Origin of the sequence: Pseudomonas sp. BN606 (genome assembly GCF_029873115.1) — a bacterium.
Lineage (GTDB): Bacteria > Pseudomonadota > Gammaproteobacteria > Pseudomonadales > Pseudomonadaceae > Metapseudomonas.
Window position 1 is genome coordinate 48686 of sequence record NZ_SSOF01000052.1, and the last position, 20971, is coordinate 69656.

Sequence of the window (20971 nt, forward strand, 5' to 3'; positions counted from 1 at the left end):
CTTAGACAAGGATTTCAAGTGCTTAGCGAAAGCGGAAGGAACCTCGCTCTCGATACATCACAGGCTGGGTGTCACTCGGCATGCCCGCAAGCGGTGCCCAGCCTGGCCAGCGATGCTCGCCAGAGCGGCGCTTCCGTCCGGACTCAGGGTTCGAGCAGCTCGACGTGGGATACCTCGTCGAGCTCGAAGCTGAAGCTGGCAGCCCCTGCCCCACCGAGGTTGCGACGAATCAGGACGCGGCCGTCACGATCCAGGCCGGCGAAGCGGCCTTCGGCGGTGCTACCGCGTACCGTGTACACGCGCATGCTGAGCTCCTGGTACTCGCCGGGGTCGCTCAGCAAGCGTTGCAGGGAGAAGCGCAGGCGGCGATCCAACGGACCCGCGCTGTCCGCCTGTGGCGCAGGCTCCTGCGCCTCGCCCGACGCCTGGGCGTCTGCGCTGGACACTGCCAACGGCGGGAAACTGTCACGACCCACGCGCCAGCCCCGGCTCTCGCTCTTTACCAGCTGAAGTGACAGGTGCTGGCTCTGGCCGTCGACACGAGCTTCCACCTCGACGTCCAACTCACGTGCCGGCAGGCTGACGGATGGCAGCTGGGCCAGTTCGACATCGCGGGTGACGAATCGACGTTGCAAGTAATCGCGGATCACATAGGCCAGCGTATCGCGCGAGTCGAAGGTCGTATCCACCAGGCCGTCGCGGTAGCGCAGGCGGTCGGTGAAGACTTCAAGGTGGCCGGAAAGCGTGGTCGCGAATTTCGGTGGTAGCACCAGGTGGAAGTCACCCGCCAAGCGATTCGGTGCGACCGGCTGAAGATCGAGGTGCAGCGTGTAGCCGCGGGGGATGCGCCGGGCTTCGGGCAGTTCCTGCTCTGGCAGCAGCCAACTGATTTCCACTTCCGGCTGCGGGCCGGCATCTTTGGGCAGCACATCCAGGCGCAGAGCCCCCTGCGGCTGGTTGCCCACACGGATGGTGAGCTCGCGACGGGCGTAGAAGTCCTGGCCCTCACGCAGGCTGAGAACTCCATCCACCAGTTCGGCTTGAAGCGGAGCGAAGCGCTGCCCGTTGAGTTCGCCTTTGATGCGGATATCCAGCTCGGAAACCGTCTGCTGCTCGTCAGCCAGCCAGCGCAAGCTGAAGATCGCCTGCAGTCGCTCCGGGTCCTGCGCGGCGAGCATGGTCAGGCCCACCACAAACGGTATGAAGCCCATGGCCCCGAAGGCCACGGCCTTTCGCGCGGTTCGCCAATGGTAGAGCACGTAGGCCACCGTCACCGGCGGCAGCAGGCTACCGAAGCCCCAGAAGAGGCTGGTACCGAACGCGAGCATCACCAGCCAGACGAGGCCGATGATGATCAGCAGCAGGCCACCAAGTATGAGTAACGCAACCATCGGGCTTTCCTTGTAAGCGACCGGACGCGCCTGGCACGCCTCAGGATTCGTCGACCTTGAAGTGGGCGCGCGCGGTGGCGATGGGTTCGGTCTGGGTGGTTTGCCAGGCAGTAATGGCGACGTTGGCGACACGGCGGCCTTGTCGCCAGACCTGGCATTGGACGTAGGTGTCACGATAGTGCCCGGCGCGTAGGTAATCTATCGAGAAGTCGATGATTTTGGGCATATGTGGCGTGCCCATGAACATCAGCAGATGGAGCATCGCGGCGTGCTCCATGAAGCCGGCGATCACACCGCCATGGATAGCTGGCAGGGTCGGATTGCCGATGTTGTCCTTGTTCGCCGGCAGGCGGAACACCATGTCATCCCCCAGGCGCAGGCATTCCATGCCGATCAGCTTGGCGTAGGGAATAAGGCACACCAGCGAGTCGTAATCGTTCTTCTCGTGGGCTTCGCGCACCAGGGCATTCAGATCGAGGCTCATGCCGCACCTCCCTGCTTCAGCTGTCCGGGCTTACCCATCCGCATGAATGCGCCCACCACGTGGGCGATGGGCTGGGTCGGGTCGTCCTGGTAGGCATAGCCTCGGGTGAAGATGATGTTGGGAGTAACCCGGTAGCACTCGGCAAAGCCAAAGACATCTTTGTGCGGCTCGGCCGGATGCATGTAGTCGATGCGCAGGTCCAGGGTCGGACAGATCTCGAACTCCGGCAGCACGCAAACGGTCGAAATGCCGCAGGTGGTGTCCATAAGAGTGGTAATAGCGCCACCATGGATCACGCCCGTTTCCGGATTGCCTATGATCTGCGCGCTGTAGGGTAGGCGCAGGGTCAGGCCCTGGGGAGTGGCTTCGTGCACGCTGAGACCGAGCACCTGGCAATGGCGCAGCACGGCAAGAAAGCGCTGCGCCCGTTCGATGAGGGTGTTGTCCGTCATGACTGCAACCTTGGCGGAATATGAGCAAGGAGGCGAATCATACCCTGCCCCACCTGCTTCCGCCGTGGGAGACCGCCCAGTCATGCTTTTTGCAATTAGTGCGGAACTTAGAAACCGGTCATAAACTCCAACGGCTATCGATGAGGAAAAGCCACACATGGAGGCTCAATGATGAAGAAAACCCTGTCTCTCGCCCTGCTCCTGGCTGCAAGCCTTGGTCTCGCCGCCTGCGACAAGAAGGAAGAGGCTCAGGCACCGGCTGCCCCGGCAACCGAATCCCAGCCGAGCGCACCGGCAACCGCGCCGACTCCGGCACCGGCTCCCGAGGCCGCACCGGCTCCCAGCGAACCTGCTCCGGCCGCTCCGGACACCGCGCCGACCGAGGAAAAGAGCCAGTAAGCTCCCGGCAGCAGAAACCACAAGGCCCGCATTTGTGCGGGCCTTGTCGTATCCAAGGGTATCAAAGCGCGGGGCTGAGCATCAGCAACAGGCAGCAAATCAGGCCGACGGCCCAGACCAGGCTGCGCGGGCTGGCATTGTCATTCCAGTAGAGGAACAGGTACAGGACCCGCGAGACGATGAAGATGATCGCCAGCAGGTCGACGAACCAACCGTGGGTCTGGGTGACGTGCGCCATGAGCACACCCGCGGCGAACAGCGGGAACATCTCGATGCTGTTCTGATGCGCCGCCACCGCTCGTGCGCCAAAACCCGTAAGCCGTGCCTGCTGCGCGCGCGGGTGATGATTGTCGTAGCCCCTGCCCTCCTCCCGCATGGCTTTGGCCACAGGAATCTTCGCCAGGTAGATGAGCAAGGCGGCAAAGAACAGGCACCAGAACGGAATACTCATTCGACTTTCTCCTTGGGCGCTTCCAGCGCCTGGGTCGGCGTATAGACCATCACATCCAGCACATCGGAATGGAATTCGCGCCGGTACAGCACCAGTACAACGCCGGTGGTCACAATCACGAAGAACCAGGGATTGATGAACCACGCCAGCATAGCCAGGCCGAAATAGTAGCTGCGCAGGCCGAAGTTGAACTGGTTTGCCGCCAGCGAAATGACACGGGCAGTTCGCTCTGCAAAGGCCTTTCTTTCCTGTTCGCTGACATGCTTCTCACCAATCATCGGCGCCGATCCCACGAGGATGGCGGCAAAGTTGTACTGACGCATGCACCAACTGAAGGTGAAGAAGGCATAGACGAAAACCACTGCCAGGCCCAGCAGCTTGAGTTCGGAGATGCCGCGGCTGGCGGGCTGCACGAACGGAAGGTCGGCCAGCACCGATACAGCACGGTCTGTGGATCCCAGCACGGTAAGGATGCCGGCCAGGATGATCAAGGTGCTGGAGGCGAAGAAAGACGCGTTGCGCTCCAGGTTGCCAATCACACTGGCATCGGCGATGCGGTTGTCACGTAGCAGCAGACGGCGCATCCAGTCCTCTCGATAAAGGTGAAGGACCGACGCCAGGCAGGCGGTATCCCTCCCCTTCCATATGGCGTAACGGGTGTATCCCACCCAACAGGTGATGAACCAGAGGATGGCCACCAAGTGAGGCCAATTGCGCAGGATCGTGGACATGCGAATTCCTTTTAAGAACACGACCGATTATAGCGACCCGCAAGCACGTCCCTGCAGCTTCTAATGGATGCTTATGGCAACAAAAAGGCCGCCCTGAGGCGGCCTTTCTCGCGGAGACGGTTTCAGGCGGCCACTTCCACCGGCTTACCCAGAAGGCGATCACAGAAGCTGGCCACGGCCAATGCGGCGACAGCGGGCAGCAACCACGCAAGGCCTTGCTCGGACAGCGGCAGATGGGACAGCCACTGCGGCATCCAGCCGGCCAGCTCAGCACCCTTGAGCGCGTCGATCAGGCCGAACAGCAGCGACACCAGCATCACCGGCGCCACCACGCGACCCGGCGAGTGCCACAGGCCCCAGCAGAAACTAAGCGCGACCAACACGATGCACGGCGGATAGATCGCCGTGAGCACCGGCACCGAAACCTGGATCAGCTTGGTCAAGCCGAGGTTAGATACCAGCAGGCTGAAGACGGCCAGGATGATTACCAGGCTGCGGTAGGAAAGCGGCAGAAGGCGGCTGAAGTACTCTGCACAAGCGCAGGTCAGACCGACCGCCGTTACCAGGCACGCCAGGGAAATCAGCAGTGCAAGGAAGGTACTGCCGAGGTTGCCGAAGGTGTGCTGCACATAGGCATGCAGCACCGCTGCACCGTTGGCGGCTTCACCGGCGATGTCATGGCTGTTGGCCCCCAGGCGGAACAGGCTGATGTACACCAGCGCCAGGCCCACACCGGCGATCAGGCCAGCGATGATCGCGTAGCGAGTAATCAGGCGCGGCGACTCGACGCCACGAGAGCGGATGGCATTGACGATGACAATACCGAACACCAGTGCACCCAAGGTGTCCATGGTCAGGTAGCCATTGATGAAGCCCTGGGAGAACGGGGCGGCCTGGTAGGCCGGGGTGGCATCACCGATATCACCCATCGGCAGCATGAACGCAGCAATGCCGAGGATAGCCAGAGCGATGATCTTCATCGGCGCAAGCACGCGACCAACAGTGTCCAGCAGGCGGCCCGGGTAGAGGGAAACCGCGAGGACCACCAGGAAGTAGACCAGGCTGTAGGCGAACAAAGCCACCGGTGTATCGCCGGTCAAGGGCGCCAGGCCCACTTCGAAGGAAACGGTGGCGGTACGCGGAGTCGCGAACAGCGGGCCAACCGAGAGGTAGCAGACTGCCGCCAGCAATACGCCGGCCGTTTTTCCGATCGGGCTGCTGAGGGAGTCCATGGCACCACCGACCTTGGCCAGTGCGATCACCGTCACGACAGGAAGACCAACCGCGGTGATCAGGAAGCCCAGGGCCGCCATCCAGACATGGGGACCGGACTGCAGGCCAACGATAGGAGGGAAGATGATATTGCCGGCCCCGACGAACAGGGCGAATGTCATAAAGCCAAGTGCCAGGATGTCCTGGCCTTTCAAGGATTTCATTGGGGAATTACCACATCGCTGAAACAGGGTTTACCGAAGGGGTTTCCCGATTGGGTCGGGGGAAACGTCATCCATCCGTTTGGGATTGATCGCTAGTGCCCGACCTTCGCCCTTGTGGAGCATGGTGAGCGGCACGGTTGCAACCCTACTGATTTTACCGGGTGCAACGCCTGACGTGGATCAGGTTGTCGGAGTAGCAACCGTTTCTGTCGCTTGCCCGACAGGCGGTTGCACTTTCTCGAGAAAAGGTTGCACCCATAACGACAAAGGCCACCCGAGGGTGGCCTTTGTTGGGAGCATCAAGTCGCCTTAGGCGTTCTTGACTTCCCAGCCGGTCAGCTCGGCCAGGGCCTTGCCAATGTCGGCCAGGGAACGCACGGTTTTCACACCAGCGTCCTGCAGGGCGGCGAACTTCTCGTCCGCGGTGCCCTTGCCACCAGAGATGATGGCGCCGGCGTGGCCCATGCGCTTGCCGGGCGGTGCAGTCACACCAGCGATGTAGGACACCACCGGCTTGGTGACATTGGCCTTGATGAAGGCAGCAGCTTCTTCTTCAGCGGAACCGCCGATTTCGCCGATCATGACGATGGCTTCGGTCTGCGGGTCTTCCTGGAACAGCTTCAGGATGTCGATGAAGTTGGAGCCCGGGATCGGGTCACCGCCGATGCCCACGCAGGTGGACTGGCCGAAGCCGGCATCGGTGGTCTGCTTCACGGCTTCATAGGTCAGGGTGCCGGAACGCGACACGATGCCTACCTTGCCCGGCAGGTGGATGTGACCCGGCATGATGCCGATCTTGCACTCGCCGGGAGTGATCACGCCCGGGCAGTTCGGGCCGATCAGGCGTACGCCCAGCTCGTCACACTTGACCTTGGCGTCCAGCATGTCGAGGGTCGGAATGCCTTCGGTGATGCAAACGATCAGCTTGATGCCGCCGTTGGCCGCTTCCAGAATGGAGTCCTTGCAGAAGGGAGCCGGAACGTAGATCACCGAAGCTTCGGCGCCAGTGGCTTCAACCGCTTCCTTGACGGTGTTGAACACCGGCAGGCCCAGGTGAGTGGTGCCGCCCTTGCCGGGGGTCACGCCGCCAACCATCTTGGTGCCGTAGGCGATGGCTTGTTCAGAGTGGAAAGTACCTTGGCTACCGGTGAAGCCCTGGCAGATGACTTTGGTGTCTTTGTTGATCAGGACGCTCATTACTTGCCCTCCGCCGCGGCCTTGACGACTTGCTGTGCAGCGTCGGTCAGGCTGGTCGCCGCGATGATGTTCAGACCGCTCTCGGCCAGTACCTTGGCACCGAGGTCAGCGTTGTTGCCTTCCAGACGAACCACGACCGGAACCTTCACGCCTACTTCCTTCACGGCACCGATGATGCCTTCGGCGATCATGTCGCAGCGGACGATACCGCCGAAGATGTTCACCAGAACGGCTTGCACGTTGCTGTCGGAGAGGATGATCTTGAACGCTTCGGTCACGCGCTCTTTGGTCGCGCCGCCGCCAACGTCAAGGAAGTTGGCCGGCTTGCCGCCGTGGAGGTTGACGATGTCCATGGTACCCATGGCCAGGCCGGCACCGTTGACCATGCAGCCAATGTTGCCTTCCAGGGCTACGTAGTTCAGTTCCCACTTCTGCGCATGGGCTTCACGAGCGTCGTCCTGGGACGGGTCGTGCATGGCGCGCAGCTTGGGCTGACGGTACATGGCGTTGCTGTCGATATTGATCTTGGCGTCCAGGCAGTGCAGGTTGCCGTCTGCCTTGATTACCAGCGGGTTCACTTCCAGCAGGGCTAGGTCGTAATCCTGGAACAGCTTGGCCAGGCCAACGAAGATGTGGGTGAACTGCTTGACCTGGTCACCTTCCAGGCCCAGCTGGAATGCCAGCTCGCGGCCCTGGTACGGCTGAGCACCGACCAGCGGGTCGATGGTGGCCTTGAGGATCTTCTCGGGGGTGTCGTGAGCTACTTTCTCGATGTCCACGCCACCTTCGGTGGAAGCCATGAACACGATACGGCGGCTGGAACGATCTACCACGGCGCCCAGGTACAGTTCCTTGGCGATGTCGGTGCAGGATTCAACCAGGATTTTGCTGACCGGCTGACCATTGGCGTCAGTCTGATAGGTCACCAGGCGCTTGCCCAGCCAGTTGGCGGCGAAGGCCTTGGCATCTTCCTTGCTCTTGACCAGCTTCACGCCGCCCGCTTTACCGCGGCCGCCAGCGTGGACCTGAGCTTTGACAACCCATTCGCTGCCACCGATTTTTTCGCAGGCTTCTGCGGCTTCTTCCGGGGTGTCTACGGCAAAGCCCTTGGATACGGGCAGGCCGTATTCAGCGAACAGCTGCTTACCCTGATACTCGTGGAGATTCATGCTTGTCTACCGTCTTCGTTTAGGTATTGCGCATTTCGGCGCTGCATTCGTGGTGCCGCGCCACCTGTGACTGCAGTTGAAGGCAGTCCGGCGGGCTTTCCGCGGTGAGCTGCTGCCTTGTCGGCCGCAACTCACGACGGGCAACCCGCCGTGGTTCCGGATCCTGCACTGGCCACTTGCGCGGTCTGTGCAGGAGGTCTTGCTCAGCGCTTCTTGCGGTTGGCGATGTGGATGGCGTGGCCATTCACAGCGAGGGCCGCTTCGTGCAGCGCTTCGGACAGGGTCGGGTGCGAGAAGACCATCATGCCCAGGTCTTCGGCACTGGTGCCGAATTCCATGCCGATGGCACCTTGCTGGACCAGTTCGGCAGCGCTCGGGCCAATTACGTGGACGCCCAGCACACGGTCGGTCTTGGCATCGGCGATCACCTTGACGAAACCAGCGGTGTCGTTGGCAGCCATGGCACGACCGCTGGCGGCGAACGGGAAGGTGCCGACGTTGATTTCAACGCCTTCGGCCTTCAGGGTCTGCTCGGTCTTGCCGACCCACGCGATTTCCGGGTGGGTGTAGATGACCGACGGGATCAGGTCGTAGTTCATCTGGGCTTTATGGCCGGCGATGCGCTCGGCGACCATGATGCCCTCTTCCGAGGCCTTGTGGGCCAGCATGGCGCCACGTACCACGTCGCCGATGGCGTAAACGCCCGGAACGCTGGTCTTGCAATGGTCATCGACGAAGATGAAGCCGCGCTCGTCCAGGGTAACGCCGCTGTCGGCAGCCAGCAGATCGGTGGTTACCGGGCGACGGCCCACGGCCACGATCAGCTTGTCGAAGGTTTCCTTCTGCTCGCCGTTGGCGTCGGTGAAGTTCACAGTGACCTGCTTCTTCTTCACTTCGGAACCGGTCACGCGGGCACCCAGACGAATCTTCAGGCCTTGCTTGGTGAGGACCTTCAGGGCTTCCTTGGAAACCTGCTCGTCAGCGGCCGGGAGGAACTTGTCCAGTGCTTCGATGACGGTCACTTCAGCACCCAGGCGAGCCCAGACGGAACCCAGCTCAAGGCCGATGACGCCGGCGCCGATAACGCCCAGCTTCTTCGGAACGGCCTGGAAGTCCAGCGCACCGGTGGAGTCGACGATCACGTCCTGGTCAACCGGGGCCGGCGGGATGTCTACCGGCTTGGAGCCGGAAGCGAGGATCACGTTCTCGGCTTCGACGATCTGCACCTTGCCGTCGGAACCAGTGACTTCGACCTGCTTGTTGGCCAGCAGCTTGCCGTGGCCTTCCAGCAGGGTGACGCCGTTGGCCTTGAACAGGGTAGCGACGCCGCCGGTCAGGTTCTTAACGATGGTGTTCTTGCGACCGACCATGGCAGGAACGTCGATGGTGACGCCCTTGGCTTCGATGCCATGGATTTTGAAGCCCTCGTGGGCCTCATGGTACTTGTAGGAGCTGTCCAGCAGCGCCTTCGACGGAATGCAGCCGACGTTCAGGCAGGTGCCGCCCAGTGCGGTCTTGCCTTCCTTGTCCTGGTACTTCTCGATGCAGGCGGTTTTCAGGCCGAGCTGAGCTGCCTTGATAGCGGCAACGTAGCCGCCGGGGCCCGCACCAATCACTACCACGTCGAATTTCTGGGTCATAACTCATTCCTTCTCATATGAAACCGGACGGCCCCTGTAAGGGGGGCCGCCGTAAAGAGAGACTGCCGATCAGATGTCCAGCAGCAGACGAGCCGGGTCTTCCAGCAGGTTTTTAATGGTCACCAGGAAGCTTACAGCTTCCTTGCCATCGATCAGGCGGTGGTCGTAGGACAGAGCCAGGTACATCATCGGGCGGATAACAACCTGACCGTTGATGGCCATCGGGCGCTGGATGATGTTGTGCATGCCAAGGATGGCGGCCTGCGGCGGGTTGACGATCGGGGTCGACATCATCGAGCCGAAGGTGCCGCCGTTGGTGATGGTGAAGGTGCCACCAGTCATCTCGTCGATGGACAGCTTGCCCTCACGAGCCTTCTTGCCGAAGGTCGCGATGCCATTCTCGACTTCGGCCAGGCTCATCAGCTCAGCATTGCGCAGGACCGGAACCACCAGGCCACGGTCGCTGGAAACGGCTACGCCGATGTCCTGATAGCCGTGGTAGACGATGTCGTTGCCGTCGATGGAAGCGTTGACCGCCGGGAAGCGCTTCAGCGCCTCGACGGAGGCCTTGACGAAGAAGGACATGAAGCCCAGGCGCACGCCGTTGTGGGTCTTCTCGAACAGGTCCTTGTACTTCGAACGCAGCGCCATGACTTCGGTCATGTCGACTTCGTTGAAGGTGGTCAGCATGGCCATGGTGGACTGGGCTTCGACCAGACGCTCGGCGACCTTGGCACGCAGGCGGGTCATCGGTACGCGCTTCTCGACGCGGTCGCCAGCGGCGAAGACCGGAGCCTCGGCAGCCGGGGCTGCGGGCTTGGCGGCCGGGGCAGCGGCAGGAGCGGATTTCTTGGCTTCGACAGCAGCAACCACGTCTTCCTTGGTCACGCGACCGCCTTTGCCAGTGCCGGCGATGCTGTTCGGGTCGATGCCGTTCTCTTCAGCCAGCTTGCGGGCGGCCGGGGAAAGGATGGCGTCGTCGGCAGCAGCGGCTGCCGGAGCAGCAGCCTGGGCCGCGGGTGCGGCTGCCGGAGCAGCAGCGGCCGGGGCGGCGGCAGCGGCGCCGGCGTTCAGCTTGCCGAGCAGCTCGCCGCTGAGCACGGTGTCGCCCTCGTTCTTGACGATTTCAGCCAGGACGCCATCGGTTTCAGCGAGGACTTCCATGACCACCTTGTCAGTTTCGATGTCGACGATCAGTTCGTCACGCTTGACCGCATCGCCCGGCTTCTTGTGCCAGGTAGCCACGGTGCCGTCGGCAACCGATTCCGGGAAAGTGGGGGCTTTGATCTCGATAGCCATTATTCAGGGTTCCTATCTAATTCGGTTTCTTCAGCGCGAAGGCGTTAAACAGTAAAGGCATCTTGCAGCAGTTTTTCCTGCTGCTCAGCGTGCATGGAGGCGTAGCCGCAAGCCGGAGCTGCAGAACCTTCACGACCCGCGTACTCGAGGAACAGCCCTTTCTTGTGGGCTGCCGCGACGCGACGCATGTGGTGCTGGCTGCAGTACCAGGCGCCCTGGTTCATCGGCTCTTCCTGGCACCAGACGATGTGCTTGAGGTTCTTGTACGGAGCCAGAACCTCGGCCAGATCGTCCTCGGGGAACGGATACAGCTGCTCGATACGCACGATGGCGATATCTTCGCGGCCTTCGGCGCGACGCTTCTCCAGCAGGTCGTAGTAGACCTTGCCGCTGCACAGGATCAGGCGGTCGACCTTCTTCGGCTCGATCGCATCAATCTCGCCAATGACGGTCTGGAACGAGCCTTCCGCCAGATCTTCCAGGGTCGAGATGGCCAGCTTGTGGCGCAGCAGGGACTTCGGAGTAAGGGCAACCAGCGGCTTGCGCAGCGGGCGGATCACCTGGCGACGCAGCATGTGGTAGACCTGCGCCGGGGTAGTCGGTACGCAAACCTGGATGTTGTGCTCGGCGCACAGTTGCAGGTAGCGCTCCAGACGCGCGGAGGAGTGCTCCGGTCCCTGGCCTTCGTAGCCGTGCGGCAGCAGCATGGTCAGGCCGCACAGACGACCCCACTTGTGCTCGCCGCTGGTGATGAACTGGTCAACCACAACCTGGGCGCCGTTGGCGAAGTCACCGAACTGGGCTTCCCAGATCACCAGCGCGTTCGGCGTGGTGGTGGAGTAACCGTATTCGAATGCCAGCACGGCCTCTTCCGACAGGTAGGAGTCGTACAGATCGAACTTCGGCTGGTCAGCGAACAGGTGCTGCAGCGGCAGGTAGGTACTGGCGTCCTTCTGGCTGTGCAGCGCCGCATGGCGGTGCGAGAAGGTGCCGCGACCGACGTCCTGGCCGGTGATACGGACCGGATGGCCTTCGAACAGCAAGGTCGCGTAGGCCATGGTCTCGGCGTAGCCCCAGTTGATCGGCATCGCACCGGCGCCCATCTTCTGGCGGTCTTCGAGGATCTTGGCGACCTGGCGCTGGACCACGAAACCTTCCGGAATCTCCAGCAGCTTGGCGGAGAGTTCCTGAAGGGTCTTCAGCTCGAAGCTGGTGTCGTGGCGCGCGGTCCAGGCGTGCCCCAGGTACGGACGCCAGTCGACGAAGAGCTCCTTGTTGGGCTCCTTGACCAGACTCTTGACCACGTGCTGGCCGTTGTCCAAGGCAGTGCGGTACTCGTCGACCTTGGCCTGGATGGCGGCGGTGTCGAGCACACGGGACGAACTCAGGGCGTCGGCGTACAGCTCACGAGTGGTGCGCTGCTTGCTGATCTGCTGGTACATCAGCGGCTGGGTACCGTTCGGTTCGTCGGCTTCGTTGTGACCACGACGGCGATAGCAGACCAGGTCGATGACCACGTCACGCTTGAACTGCATGCGGTAATCGACAGCCAACTGGGTAACGAACAGTACGGCTTCCGGATCGTCGCCGTTTACGTGCAGGATCGGCGCCTGGATCATCTTGGCGACGTCGGTGCAGTACTCGGTGGAGCGCGAGTCTTCCGGACGGCTGGTGGTGAAACCAACCTGGTTGTTGATCACCAGATGAATGGTGCCGCCCGTCTTGTAGCCACGGGTCTGCGACATCTGGAAGGTTTCCATGACCACGCCCTGACCAGCGAAAGCGGCGTCGCCGTGGATGGAAATCGGCAGAACCTTGTCACCGCTCTTGTCCTGGCGACGGTCCTGGCGGGCACGAACGGAACCCTCGACCACCGGGGAAACGATTTCCAGGTGGGACGGGTTGAACGCTAGCGCCAGGTGAACTTCGCCGCCCGGGGTCATGACGTTGGAGGAGAAGCCCTGGTGGTACTTCACGTCACCGGAGGACAAGCCTTCGGTCTTCTTGCCTTCGAACTCGTCGAACAGGTCGCGCGGGTTCTTGCCGAAGGTGTTGACCAATACGTTCAGACGGCCGCGGTGAGCCATGCCGATGACGATTTCTTTCAGGCCGTAGGAGCCGGAGCGTTGGATGATCTCGTCCAGCAGAGGGATCAGGCTTTCGCCACCCTCCAGGCCGAAACGCTTGGTGCCCGGGTACTTGGTGCCCAGGTACTTCTCCAGCCCCTCGGCAGCGGTCAGACGCTCGAGCAGATGGCTCTGGACTTCCGGCGAGAACGCCGGACGGCCGCGCACGCTCTCCAGACGCTGCTGGAACCACTTGCGTTGCTCGGAATCGACGATGTGGGTGAACTCGGCACCGATGGTGCGGCAATACGTCTCGTTGAGGGTCTGCTGAATCTCACGCAGAGTAGCCTCTTCTTTGCCGATGTAGAGCTCACCAGTACGGAAGGTGGTATCGAGGTCGGCATCGGTCAGTCCGTAGTGACGGATCGACAGGTCAGCCGGAACCGGACGCTGCCACAGACCAAGCGGATCGAGCTTGGATGCCTGGTGGCCGCGCATGCGGAAAGCCTGGATCAAGCGCAGGACTTCTACCTGCTTCTTCTCGTGCTCACTGCTTACAGCGCCAGCGGAAACCGGCTGAGCGCGGCGCTGGTTCTTGGCGAGCAGGACGAAATGATCGCGGATGGTGGAGTGCGAAACGTCGGTGGCAAGATTGCCGTCGGTCGGCAGCTTCTGGAAGTAGGTGCGCCACTCTTCGGGCACAGCGTTGGGATCGTGCAGGTAGAGCTCATAGAGCTCCTCCACATATGCAGCGTTACCACCGGATAGGTGGGCACTGTTCCACATGCGCTGCATTTCGCTTTCTTGCATGCTTTGTCACCCTCGATAAGGGGACACCATCGGCATGGACACCACTAGGGCTTAAAAGTCCTGGCACAGCGACTTCGGTAAAGCCACCAAGGATCCCGCAGATAGTCCGGGCACCAGCCCGGTTGCCCCTGCTGGTCATCTATATATTTTTCAAATAAGGAACACGGCTTTGTGAGCTGCGTTCCTGGTTTTACTGCGACACCGGCCAGGCCGGTGTCGCAGGTGTTGCGGGTACAGCAATCGAATCAGGTACCGCTTTGCAGCAGCATGTTACGCACGTGACCGATCGCCTTGGTCGGGTTCAGTCCCTTCGGGCAAACGTTCACGCAGTTCATGATGCCGCGGCAACGGAACACGCTGAACGGATCGTCCAGCGCAGCCAGTCGCTCTTCGGTCTTGTTGTCGCGGCTGTCAGCCAGGAAGCGATAGGCTTGCAGCAGTGCGGCGGGACCGAGGAACTTGTCAGGGTTCCACCAGAAGGACGGGCAAGAGGTCGAGCAGCAAGCGCAGAGAATGCACTCGTACAGACCGTCGAGCTTCTCGCGCTCTTCCGGGGACTGCAGACGCTCGATGGCCGGAGCCGGAGTGTCGTTCTGCAGGAAGGGTTTCACCTTCTCGTACTGCTTGTAGAAGATGCTCATATCGACGACCAGGTCACGTATGACCGGCAGGCCCGGCAGCGGGCGAATCACCAGCTTGCCGCCCTTCAGTCCAGCGGCGGACAGGGGAGTGATGCACGCCAGGCCGTTCTTGCCGTTGATGTTCATGCCGTCGGAACCGCAGACGCCTTCACGGCAGGAACGACGGTAGGAGAAACCCTCGTCCTGCTCTTTGATCAGCGCCAGTACGTCGAGGACCATTACGTCCTTGCCGTCGGTGTCGACCTGGAAATCCTGCATGGTCGGAGCGCTATCGCGCTCCGGGTTGTAGCGATAGACGCTGACAGTAAGAGTCTTGGACATGTCGGCCACCCTTAATAAGTACGTACTTTGGGTTCGAACGCCGGAACGGTCTTCGGCGCGAAGTTGACGGCGCGCTTGGTAACGCGCTTATCACCCGGGAAGTACAGGGTGTGGCACAGCCAGTTCTCGTCGTCGCGGTCTTCGAAGTCTTCGCGGGCATGGGCGCCACGGGACTCTTTACGGACTTCCGCAGCGATCGCGGTCGCTTCGGCGACTTCCAGCAGGTTCTGCAGCTCCAGAGCTTCGATACGCGCGGTATTGAAGGCCTGAGACTTGTCGTTGATCTTGACGTTTGCGATGCGCTCACGCAGCTCAGCCAGCTGAGCAATACCCTTCTGCATGTATTCGCCGGTACGGAATACACCGAAGTAGTTTTGCATGCACTGCTGCAGCTCGCGCCTCAGCGGGGCAACTTCTTCGCCGCTGGTACGCTCGTTGACGCCGGACAGGCGCTTGAGCGACTGCTCGATGTCGGTCTCGCTGGCGCCGCGCGCCTCGATACCTTCCTTGAGCGCCTTTTCCAGGTGCAGACCAGCAGCACGGCCGAATACAACCAGGTCGAGCAGGGAGTTACCGCCCAGACGGTTGGCACCGTGTACCGATACGCAAGCCACTTCGCCCACTGCAAACAGGCCTTCGACGATGGTGTCGTTGCCGTTGGCGTCCTGGGTGATGGCCTGGCCATGAATGTTGGTGGCAACGCCGCCCATCATGTAGTGGCAGGTCGGGATAACCGGAATCGGTGCGACGACCGGATCGACATGCGCGAAGGTCTTGGAAAGCTCGCAGATGCCGGGCAGGCGACTGTGCAGAACTTCCTCACCCAGGTGGTCGAGCTTCAGCAGTACGTGGTCCTTGTTCGGGCCCACACCATTGCCGGCGATCACTTCCTTCACCATGGAGCGGGCGACCACGTCGCGGCCAGCCAGGTCCTTGGCGTTCGGAGCATAACGCTCCATGAAGCGCTCGCCATGGGCGTTGATCAGGTAACCACCCTCGCCGCGACAACCTTCGGTCACGAGCACGCCTGCACCGGCGATACCGGTCGGGTGGAACTGCCACATCTCGATGTCCTGGACCGGCACACCAGCACGCAGGGCCATGCCCACGCCGTCGCCAGTATTGATCAGGGCGTTGGTGGTGGAGGCGTAGATACGACCTGCACCGCCAGTGGCCAGAACAACGGCCTTGGAACGGATGTAAACGGTTTCGCCGGTCTCGATGCAGATGGCGATGATGCCAACCACTGCGCCGTCCTGGTTCTTCACCAGATCAACCGCGTACCACTCGTTGAGGAACGAGGTACCGCTCTTCAGGTTCGCCTGGTACAGGGTGTGCAGCAGGGCGTGACCGGTACGGTCGGCTGCGGCGCAGGTACGGGCAGCCTGGCCACCCTTGCCGAAGTCCTTGGACTGGCCACCGAACGGACGCTGGTAGATGCGGCCTTGCTCGGTACGGGAGAACGGCAGGCCCATGTGTTCCAGCTCGAACACGGCTTCCGGACCCACGGAGCACATGTACTCGATAGCGTCCTGGTCACCGATGTAGTCGGAACCCTTGACGGTGTCGTACATGTGCCAGCGCCAATCGTCGTTCGGGTCGGCCGAAGCGATGGCGCAGGTGATGCCGCCCTGGGCGGACACGGTATGGGAACGGGTCGGGAAGACCTTGGTCACCACGGCGGTCTTGTGACCACCTTGGGCCAGTTGCAGCGCAGCACGCATGCCGGCGCCGCCGCCACCTACGATGATGGCGTCGAAAGAAAGAGTACGAATGCTAGACATGGATCACACACCCCAGAGAATCTGCACGCCCCAGACGAAGAACGCGAACATCGCAATGCCGCATACCGCCTGGAACAGGAAACGCACGACAGTCGCCGCCTTGCCCAGCGCCATCGGCGTCAGGTAGTCGGTGGAGATGGTCCACATGCCGACCCAGGCGTGGACGCTCAAGGCGACCAGGGCAAGCAAGCTGAAGATGCGCATCGCGGTGTGGGAGAACAGACCGTGCCACTCGGCATAGGTCAGACCCGGATTGAACAGCAGGCAGCCCAGCAGGAAAAGGAAATAAGCCGCGAGAACGACCGCAGAAACACGCTGGGCCATCCAGTCATAAAGACCCGAACGCGAGAAGTTCGTAACGTTGGTTACCATATCCACACCCCCAGCAGCACGATCAGCACCGCAGAAACTACGATGACGATTTTCGAGCCCAGCTTGCCGCCCTCGAGCGTCTCGCCGACGCCCACATCCATTACCAGATGGCGCACACCGGCGACCAAGTGGTAAAGCAACGCGGACAGGAGGCCCCAAACCACCAGCTTGGCCAGCGGACTGGTCAGGCACGCCTTGACCTGCTCGAAGCCTTCCTCGGAGCTCAGCGATTTGTCGAGTGCGAACAGCAGCACGGCAATGCCGAAGAAGAGGATGACGCCAGAGATACGATGCAGGATGGACGTGTAAGCAGTGATGGGGAGTTTGATGGTCCTGAGATCTAGGTTTACAGGTCGTTGGCTATTCACGGCTTTTTTTTCACACTGAGGCCCCTAACAAACAGGGCAAGTTGTCGGGAAGTGCACTGATCAGGTACCCCTCACCAAAGGGAGTGCCGACCTCCAGAATATGGGCCCAGGGCCCCTGGCGATCGGGCGCTGAGTATAGACAGTTAGCTGACTAATGACAATGCAAACGCCTGCCCCTAAAAGCGGATTGCGCTGCCTATATAAAAGGCGTAAATAGCCCCACTTTTTGCGCCGAAAAACCCACGCAAACCCCACTGGCGCATGGGTTTCTTCAAATTGACATTCGAATTTATACCTCTATAGTGTCCCGGGCCCTGCGTGGGGGGCTGTCTGATGATTTCAAGCATAACTAGGAGGCCGCTATGGCTGACAAAAAAGCGCAGTTGATCATCGAGGGCGCAGCCCCCGTAGAGCTGCCCGTTCTGTCCGGAACCATGGGACCCGATGTAGTCGATGTGCGGGGCCTGACCTCCACGGGCTGCTTCACCTTTGATCCTGGCTTTATGTCGACCGCCTCTTGCGAGTCGAAGATCACCTACATCGACGGCGACAAGGGCGTACTGCTGCACCGTGGCTATCCGATCGAGCAGTTGGCAGAGAAGTCCGACTACCTGGAAACCTGCTACCTGCTGCTGAACGGCGAACTGCCGAACGCTGAAGAGAAGGCCAAGTTCGTTGGCACCATCAAGAACCACACCATGGTTCATGAGCAGTTGAAGAGCTTCTTCAACGGCTTCCGCCGTGATGCCCACCCCATGGCAATCATGTGCGGCGTAGTCGGTGCCCTCTCCGCCTTCTACCACGACTCCCTGGACATCAATAACCCGCAGCACCGCGAAGTTTCGGCCATGCGCCTGGTGGCCAAGATGCCGACCATCGCGGCAATGGCCTACAAGTACTCCATGGGCCAGCCCATGATGTACCCGCGTAACGACCTGAACTACGCGGAAAACTTCCTGCACATGATGTTCAACACCCCGGCCGAGATCAAACCGATCAGCCCGGTACTGGCCAAGGCAATGGACCGCATTTTCATCCTGCATGCGGACCACGAGCAGAACGCCTCCACCTCTACCGTACGCCTGGCTGGATCCTCCGGCGCCAACCCCTTCGCCTGTATCGCTGCCGGTATCGCCGCCCTCTGGGGCCCGGCGCACGGCGGCGCCAACGAAGCGGTGCTGAGCATGCTGGACGAGATCGGCGACGTCTCGAACATCGACAAGTTCATCGCCAAGGCGAAGGACAAGAACGACCCGTTCAAACTGATGGGCTTCGGCCACCGCGTCTACAAGAACTTCGACCCGCGCGCCAAGGTCATGAAACAGACCTGCGACGAGGTTCTGGCCGAGCTGGGCATCAACGACCCGCAGCTGGAGCTGGCAATGAAGCTCGACGAGATTGCGCGCAACGATCCTTACTTCAAGGAGCGCAACCTCTACCCGAACGTCGACTTCTACTCAGGCATCATCCTGAAGGCCATCGGCATCCCGACCAGCATGTTCACCGTGATCTTCGCCCTGGCTCGCACCGTCGGCTGGATCTCGCACTGGAAGGAAATGCTCTCCGGCCCGTACAAGATCGGCCGTCCGCGCCAGCTGTACACCGGTTACGAAAAGCGCGACTTCGTCTCGCTGGATGGCCGCAAGTAAGGCCGACCGCATAATAAAAAAGGCTGCCGATGGGCAGCCTTTTTTATTTCGACTTCGTCTAGCCTTTCAGCGCTTTTCCGCCCGCTGGCGCATCGCTTTGAGGGTATTGAACGGTGCATCGACCACAAAGCTGTTGGCCAACCAGGAAGGTACGCTGCCACCCGGTTCGGTATGCACCTGGTAAGTCACCTCCACCTCCCCCGCTTCTTTAGGCACAAGCTTCCAGAAACCATCCACCTGGGTTACCCGGACATAACCATCTGTCTCAGGCAGGTACTTGGGCACGCCTTCCAGTAAGCGCGTGACACTGCCGTCTGCCCCAAACTCAGAAGTGACGTGCAACACCGAATCCCGCGGAGTTACCGGCCAGGGCGTATTGAATCGGGTGTAAGTCCAGCTCTGCGCCCCGTCACTCTTGAGCAGCTTCTGGTCCTTGCACTCATGAATCCAGGCGCAGGATCCAGAGACATCCTCCTGCAAGGCACGCAAGGTTGCGATATCCGTCTTCATGGTCACGACGCCGCGATAGGCCTTGTACCTGGATCCCGGCACCTCGCTGAGGAAAACCTTTATGCCCTCCTCGTCCTTAGCCAGCTTCCAGTCCTCGGCACGAGCACCTGAGACCGCCAGAAGCCCCAAGGCGCAGAACGCCACAAACTTGAATCTCATGATTTCTCCTTGTTCGGACAGTACCGGCGATGGGCCGGCCGAATAAATCAAGCGGCCGAGCTTGCCTCTTCCAGCCAGCCGAGCAGGCGAATCGCCTCATCGCGGCTATCACCGCAAACTTCCGGATCTGCATCAAAAGCACCACAGACAGCCGGACGGCGAGGATCGCCGAACAACTGGCAGAGATTCTCGACGGACAAATGCAGACAACGCTCTCCGGCTGGCTTTCCCGAAGGCATGCCAGGAATCGGGGAACTGATGGATGGTGCAATGCAACAAGCACCGCAGCCTGGGCGGCAGAGCATGGCGAACGACCTCGGACGGCAGGAATGCTGGAACAAACGCGCATTTTACTTGGATGGAGCCGGTGTGGACATGACCCCAACCACCGACGCCTGGTGCGCACGAAGCTCTTGTGGACTTTCGCCCTTGTAGATACGTGCGCTCAGTTGCCCTTCGTGCACTTCAAGTCCTATGCGTTGGGGATCTCGCAAGTCGAACACCTGATAGGCCACAGATTGGCTATGAAAAGCCCGCAAGCCTGACGTCAGGTAAAACGCCTGGGTCGCAATGATGCTCCGACCACCCTCCCCTACATCTGAATCACCACTCAACAGCACCACCAGGCGTCGACCGGACATGTCGTACGCACCGGAGAGTTCGCCAAAGCCATAAACGCGCTCCCCCAAGTCCCGCCGCCAGCTCAGGTAAAGCCGGTTCAGCTTCGGCTCGCCCAGCGTCACCTTCAGCAGCAACCCGCGCTCGCCATCATCCTCGAGGGACAACGTGTATCCGCTCAGGCTGCCATCTGCACAGCGCAGATGCCCCTTCAGCAGCAGCCTGCCACCCAAGCGCTCTACTGACTCCAGACTCTGGTCGCGACACAGTAGCTCTTGCTGCAGCAGGGACGGTGCCTTTCTCCCCACACCAGCCGCTAGAAAACCACCCTCAGCAGCCCAGAGCGTTTTTTCCGGCCGTTTTTGCGCGTAGACCCCGAACCCCGAACCACGCCAGGAAAGCCTGTAGCGACCGAAATCGAAGTCGCGCGCCACCATGAAGGCCGGCGGCAGATGCAGCTCCGCAATCACCGGCTTCGTGCGCCAGGCGTCGAGACCACGCAAAACTGCAATTGCCACCGCGAGCAGCAGCAGTGCGAAGATACCCAGCCCACGCCAAAACCCCATGGCCCGCCCCTTTCCTTGAATATCAACACCCATTAGGCTTGCACGCTTCCAACGACACAGAGCCCCAGATCATGCCGGTATGGATGCAGACCGCCGCCCTACTCACCCTGTCCAACGTTTTCATGACCTTCGCCTGGTATGGCCATCTAAAGACCCTTAATACCAAGCCCTGGATCATTGCCGCGTTGATCAGCTGGGGTATCGCGCTGTTCGAGTACCTGATCATGGTGCCGGCCAATCGCATCGGCTACACCGAGCTCTCGGTCGGCCAACTGAAGATCATGCAGGAAGTGATTACCCTGGCGATCTTCGTCCCCTTCAGCGTGCTCTACATGCAGCAGCCGCTGAAGCTGGACTATCTCTGGGCGGGGCTGTGTCTGCTAGGCGCGGTCTACTTCATTTTCCGCAGCTAGGCTCGCCTGCGCTTCGACCATGCGTCGCCAAAAATCGACTCAGAC

21 protein-coding genes are annotated in these 20971 nt (G+C 61.0%); 3 read left to right on the forward strand and 18 right to left on the reverse strand.

Annotated features, from left to right (window positions below; genetic code table 11):
- Nucleotides 1-143 precede the first annotated feature (143 nt).
- Genes E8E75_RS07875 through E8E75_RS07885 form a run of 3 tightly spaced genes read right to left on the reverse strand, consistent with a single transcriptional unit; the run spans nucleotide 144 to nucleotide 2327 of the window.
- Nucleotides 144-1391 (reverse strand): MFS transporter, encoded by a 1248-nt coding sequence (locus E8E75_RS07875; RefSeq protein WP_153921134.1) that lies wholly within the window; start codon nucleotides 1389-1391, stop codon nucleotides 144-146.
- 40 nt (nucleotides 1392-1431) lie between these two features.
- On the reverse strand, nucleotides 1432-1875 hold the full coding sequence (locus E8E75_RS07880; RefSeq protein ID WP_120651607.1) for a PaaI family thioesterase: 444 nt from the start codon (nucleotides 1873-1875) through the stop codon (nucleotides 1432-1434).
- A complete protein-coding gene (locus E8E75_RS07885; protein ID WP_120651608.1) occupies nucleotides 1872-2327 on the reverse strand; it encodes a PaaI family thioesterase in 456 nt (151 codons plus the stop codon). Before E8E75_RS07885 ends, E8E75_RS07880 begins: the two co-directional genes overlap by 4 nt.
- 171 nt (nucleotides 2328-2498) lie before the next feature.
- Here E8E75_RS07885 and E8E75_RS07890 point away from each other — a divergent pair, with 171 nt between their 5' ends.
- The gene (locus tag E8E75_RS07890) at nucleotides 2499-2726 is read left to right on the forward strand and encodes a hypothetical protein (RefSeq protein ID WP_120655224.1); all 228 of its coding nucleotides are present in this window, start codon (nucleotides 2499-2501) and stop codon (nucleotides 2724-2726) included.
- Nucleotides 2727-2787: 61 nt separating this feature from the next.
- Here the strand turns inward: E8E75_RS07890 and E8E75_RS07895 are convergent, their stop codons facing one another.
- The 12 genes from E8E75_RS07895 to sdhC form a co-directional block, all read right to left on the reverse strand.
- Nucleotides 2788-3177, reverse strand: a complete 390-nt coding sequence (locus tag E8E75_RS07895) for an MAPEG family protein (RefSeq protein WP_120651609.1) — start codon at nucleotides 3175-3177, stop codon at nucleotides 2788-2790.
- Nucleotides 3174-3908, reverse strand: coding sequence for a DUF599 domain-containing protein (locus E8E75_RS07900; protein WP_153921132.1), 735 nt, complete (start codon nucleotides 3906-3908; stop codon nucleotides 3174-3176). The genes E8E75_RS07895 and E8E75_RS07900 overlap by 4 nt, the downstream gene beginning before the upstream one ends.
- Nucleotides 3909-4030: 122 nt before the next feature.
- Nucleotides 4031-5344, reverse strand: coding sequence for a branched-chain amino acid transport system II carrier protein (brnQ, locus tag E8E75_RS07905; protein WP_153921130.1), 1314 nt, complete (start codon nucleotides 5342-5344; stop codon nucleotides 4031-4033).
- A gap of 309 nt (nucleotides 5345-5653) precedes the next feature.
- Entirely contained in the window at nucleotides 5654-6541 is an 888-nt protein-coding gene (gene sucD, locus E8E75_RS07910) for a succinate--CoA ligase subunit alpha (RefSeq protein WP_028629428.1), read from the reverse strand.
- Entirely contained in the window at nucleotides 6541-7710 is a 1170-nt protein-coding gene (gene sucC / locus E8E75_RS07915; RefSeq protein WP_153921128.1) for an ADP-forming succinate--CoA ligase subunit beta, read from the reverse strand. The genes sucD and sucC overlap by 1 nt, the downstream gene beginning before the upstream one ends.
- A 203-nt stretch (nucleotides 7711-7913) precedes the next feature.
- On the reverse strand, nucleotides 7914-9350 hold the full coding sequence (gene lpdA, locus E8E75_RS07920) for a dihydrolipoyl dehydrogenase (RefSeq protein WP_120651613.1): 1437 nt from the start codon (nucleotides 9348-9350) through the stop codon (nucleotides 7914-7916).
- A gap of 69 nt (nucleotides 9351-9419) precedes the next feature.
- Nucleotides 9420-10649, reverse strand: a complete 1230-nt coding sequence (odhB, locus tag E8E75_RS07925; RefSeq protein WP_120651614.1) for a 2-oxoglutarate dehydrogenase complex dihydrolipoyllysine-residue succinyltransferase — start codon at nucleotides 10647-10649, stop codon at nucleotides 9420-9422.
- Between the two features lie 44 nt (nucleotides 10650-10693).
- Nucleotides 10694-13525 (reverse strand): 2-oxoglutarate dehydrogenase E1 component, encoded by a 2832-nt coding sequence (locus E8E75_RS07930; RefSeq protein ID WP_153921126.1) that lies wholly within the window; start codon nucleotides 13523-13525, stop codon nucleotides 10694-10696.
- 245 nt (nucleotides 13526-13770) lie between these two features.
- On the reverse strand, nucleotides 13771-14487 hold the full coding sequence (locus E8E75_RS07935; protein ID WP_120651616.1) for a succinate dehydrogenase iron-sulfur subunit: 717 nt from the start codon (nucleotides 14485-14487) through the stop codon (nucleotides 13771-13773).
- A gap of 11 nt (nucleotides 14488-14498) precedes the next feature.
- The gene (gene sdhA / locus E8E75_RS07940; protein ID WP_120651617.1) at nucleotides 14499-16271 is read right to left on the reverse strand and encodes a succinate dehydrogenase flavoprotein subunit; all 1773 of its coding nucleotides are present in this window, start codon (nucleotides 16269-16271) and stop codon (nucleotides 14499-14501) included.
- Between the two features lie 3 nt (nucleotides 16272-16274).
- The gene (sdhD, locus tag E8E75_RS07945) at nucleotides 16275-16643 is read right to left on the reverse strand and encodes a succinate dehydrogenase, hydrophobic membrane anchor protein (RefSeq protein ID WP_153921124.1); all 369 of its coding nucleotides are present in this window, start codon (nucleotides 16641-16643) and stop codon (nucleotides 16275-16277) included.
- Nucleotides 16637-17011 carry a succinate dehydrogenase, cytochrome b556 subunit gene (gene sdhC, locus E8E75_RS07950; protein ID WP_120651618.1) on the reverse strand — a complete coding sequence of 125 codons (375 nt, stop codon included), beginning with the start codon at nucleotides 17009-17011 and terminating at the stop codon, nucleotides 16637-16639. Before sdhC ends, sdhD begins: the two co-directional genes overlap by 7 nt.
- 362 nt (nucleotides 17012-17373) lie before the next feature.
- Here sdhC and gltA point away from each other — a divergent pair, with 362 nt between their 5' ends.
- The gene (gene gltA, locus E8E75_RS07955) at nucleotides 17374-18660 is read left to right on the forward strand and encodes a citrate synthase (protein ID WP_120651619.1); all 1287 of its coding nucleotides are present in this window, start codon (nucleotides 17374-17376) and stop codon (nucleotides 18658-18660) included.
- Nucleotides 18661-18726: 66 nt separating this feature from the next.
- Here the strand turns inward: gltA and E8E75_RS07960 are convergent, their stop codons facing one another.
- The 3 genes from E8E75_RS07960 to E8E75_RS07970 are packed head-to-tail and all read right to left on the reverse strand — an operon-like array spanning nucleotide 18727 to nucleotide 20546.
- A complete protein-coding gene (locus E8E75_RS07960) occupies nucleotides 18727-19329 on the reverse strand; it encodes an START domain-containing protein (protein ID WP_153921122.1) in 603 nt (200 codons plus the stop codon).
- 47 nt (nucleotides 19330-19376) lie between these two features.
- Complete coding sequence (locus tag E8E75_RS07965) at nucleotides 19377-19634, reverse strand: YkgJ family cysteine cluster protein (RefSeq protein WP_280358477.1); 258 nt, start codon at nucleotides 19632-19634, stop codon at nucleotides 19377-19379.
- Between the two features lie 45 nt (nucleotides 19635-19679).
- Nucleotides 19680-20546, reverse strand: a complete 867-nt coding sequence (locus tag E8E75_RS07970) for a hypothetical protein (RefSeq protein WP_256673205.1) — start codon at nucleotides 20544-20546, stop codon at nucleotides 19680-19682.
- Between the two features lie 38 nt (nucleotides 20547-20584).
- Here E8E75_RS07970 and E8E75_RS07975 point away from each other — a divergent pair, with 38 nt between their 5' ends.
- Nucleotides 20585-20926: a DMT family protein gene (locus E8E75_RS07975; RefSeq protein WP_077525320.1), complete on the forward strand. Its 342-nt coding sequence runs from the start codon at nucleotides 20585-20587 to the stop codon at nucleotides 20924-20926.
- The last annotated feature ends 45 nt before the right edge of the window (nucleotides 20927-20971 follow it).